Origin of the sequence: uncultured Caballeronia sp. (assembly GCF_964243625.1) — a bacterium.
Taxonomy (GTDB): domain Bacteria; phylum Pseudomonadota; class Gammaproteobacteria; order Burkholderiales; family Burkholderiaceae; genus Caballeronia.
Window position 1 is genome coordinate 1 of the sequence record NZ_CAXTGZ010000788.1, and the last position, 2404, is coordinate 2404.

General features: G+C 56.4%; 3 protein-coding genes. All 3 read right to left on the reverse strand.

Annotated elements, in window-relative coordinates:
• A partial coding sequence (locus ACFFAR_RS30900; protein ID WP_375509192.1) for a hypothetical protein occupies window positions 1-446 on the reverse strand: 446 nt, incomplete at its 3' end.
• Window positions 433-1731, reverse strand: coding sequence for an MFS transporter (locus ACFFAR_RS30905; protein WP_375509193.1), 1299 nt, complete (start codon window positions 1729-1731; stop codon window positions 433-435). The genes ACFFAR_RS30905 and ACFFAR_RS30900, both read right to left, overlap by 14 nt.
• Window positions 1732-1796: 65 nt before the next feature.
• On the reverse strand, window positions 1797-2404 hold a 608-nt coding region (locus ACFFAR_RS30910), incomplete at its 5' end, for a hypothetical protein (RefSeq protein WP_375509194.1).

Consider the following 2404-nt stretch of genomic DNA (forward strand, 5'->3'; position numbering starts at 1 on the left):
GTATCAATGGAAAAGAAATGCCATTGCTTCGCCGCGAATACGTTGAACGTCTGAAACGGCTCCCACTTGCCAGCGTTAATCTTGTAAATGACGGCCTTGGTATCGATCGAATAAGGACCCGCGCCCGACCGCACACCGCATGTCGCGAGAAAACATGCACCGTCCAGTTCGAAATATTCGGCGTCTTCGCCACCCGGCACTGGCAGCGAATCGTGCAGCACGAATTCGCCGCGTTCCCACCGATAAACCAGCATATCGGTGTTGCTGTCGCCAGCATTCATGCTGGCCGGTTGGCCATCGATGTCGCGCGCGAGTTGAGGAACTGCAAGGTACCGGGTATCACCGATACAAAACGTTTCTACTGCTCTAGCTCCGCTCGTCTCGAGCACCTGAACGGCCGTCAGCAGTTTGGTGGTCGTAAACGTATTGAACTTAGTGGTTTCCATCAGTAGCCTTGGCTTCTTTGAGGGTTGATCGATTAAATGAGCGATTGCGATCGATATCGTCCCGGGGCCGCCAGTAATTGGACAAGGAGATGCCTGCGGCGCCGAAGACTGCCAGTGACGAAGCGATTAGGAACAGTTGCGGCAGCGGAAGGTGCTGCGCGAGCAACATGCCGCCTACGAGAGGGCCGATAATCGAGCCTGTTCGACCGATCGCCATTGCCCAACCGATACCTGCAGCGCGGGTCGTGGCAGGAAAGAGTCTGCTCGCAATCGCTGGAATAGTGAGCTGGCCGCCCACCAGAAAGGCCCCGACAAGAAACAGCAAGCCAAACGCCGCATTACCGGCGCCTATGACCCGGCCCAATATAAAAACTAGCGCGCCGCCGCAAAGGAAAGAAATTGCAACCGGGACAAATGGGCCCGCCCGGCCGACTATCGCTGAAATCACAAGCGCGCCAATGATAGCGCCAAGGTTCAGCACCACCGCGCCGAGCGCGGCACGGTCCGGCGCGACGCCGTTAAGGTTAAGAATTGTCGGCATGAAGCTCACAAGGAAGCCGGACAGTATCATGGCTGCCAGAACGCCAAACCAGAGCGCAAGCGTGGATGGACCACGTCCGTCGGCAAAAAGATTGCCGACGAAACTCCCCACCACAGAATCAGGTGCGGAAGCGGCCTCCCCTCTAGCGACTTCCGTCTTTGGAATGACCTTAAGGACTGACCAGATCGCAAGAAGCGCGCAGGTTCCTCCCAGAAAGAAAACGAATGGCCAGCCAAAGCGCATCATGAGAACGGATGTAACGGCTCCTCCCACCACCGCGCCGAGCGGAAATCCGATAAACATCAGAATAACTAGTGAAGACCGCTTTTCGGAGTGACTGCTTTCGGCAGTAATCGCAGCAATAGCCGGAATCGCGCCGCCCATTCCGAGTCCACCAATGAAACGCAGTGCCGCAAGCGCGAGAGCGGTCTGCGCAAACGCGCAAAGCAACGTGAAAACGCCGGTCACGACCAACGCTAGCACAAGCATGGGACGGCGACCAAAGCGATCTGCGGCGGGTCCGATTAAGAGGGATCCTAAAACGGTGCCGACGAAGCCTGCGCCGAACACGCGCCCCAACGCGGCGTGGTCCATGTGCAGAGATTTCGCCAGCAATGGCGCGACAAACGACAGCATCAACGTGTCGAAGCCATCAATCATCGATACCGCGAAGCAAACCAATGTCACCTTGAAAACCGTGGATGACGCCGACTTCCCTCGACGAGCTGCTTGTAGTACTGTCATGATGCTGTCTCCTTGAAACCGTACTTGTTTTTTGGTTCCCATGGTCTTGCTGGCATGCTGTTGTCTCAGCGTTTTGAACCGTCCGGATATGTCACGTTCGTAAAGCCAGGTATCTGAACTAGGGACGGTTTGTTGCCGTTGTCATGCAATTGGTCGATTATGTAATCTGCCACACAATTTGAGAGCAATTGGGAGGGATCCTCCATGATCCTGCGCAGCCGGGCGGTAGTTGCGTCACGATCGTCGACCGAGTTCAAAACCGGCATGCGCTCTGCAGGCGACGGCTCAAATCGGTAGGCTGCCTGAGTCGGAAATAGCTGCCGCGCAACTTCGATGCTTGAGCGAGTGTTTTGCCAAAGATATCGATAGGTCCTCTCAAGATCAGCAAGCCCGGCTTCATCAGGCAAGTTGGCGACTGAAAACGACGGCGCGTGAGGCGCAACCAGCAATTTTTCAGGAACGAGCACGCGCCCGGATGCGCGCCACATCAAATGGCACATATTGTTTGATGCCCATGTGACGCCCGCTGTCGGGCGCCCCGATTGCCCGCTGACGAGCACCATCACGCGCGTCCAGTCGAGCGCCTGAGCACGCAGCCAGTTGGCGATTCTGAACACAATGTCGAGATACGCGAGCCCAAAAGTCGCGAACATGACATCGTTCATGGGAATCG

Bases quoted from the DNA above. Each gene is read 5' to 3' on its own strand.
- ACFFAR_RS30905 (WP_375509193.1), bottom strand. From the start codon at position 1,731: ATGACAGTACTACAAGCAGCTCGTCGAGGGAAGTCGGCGTCATCCACG.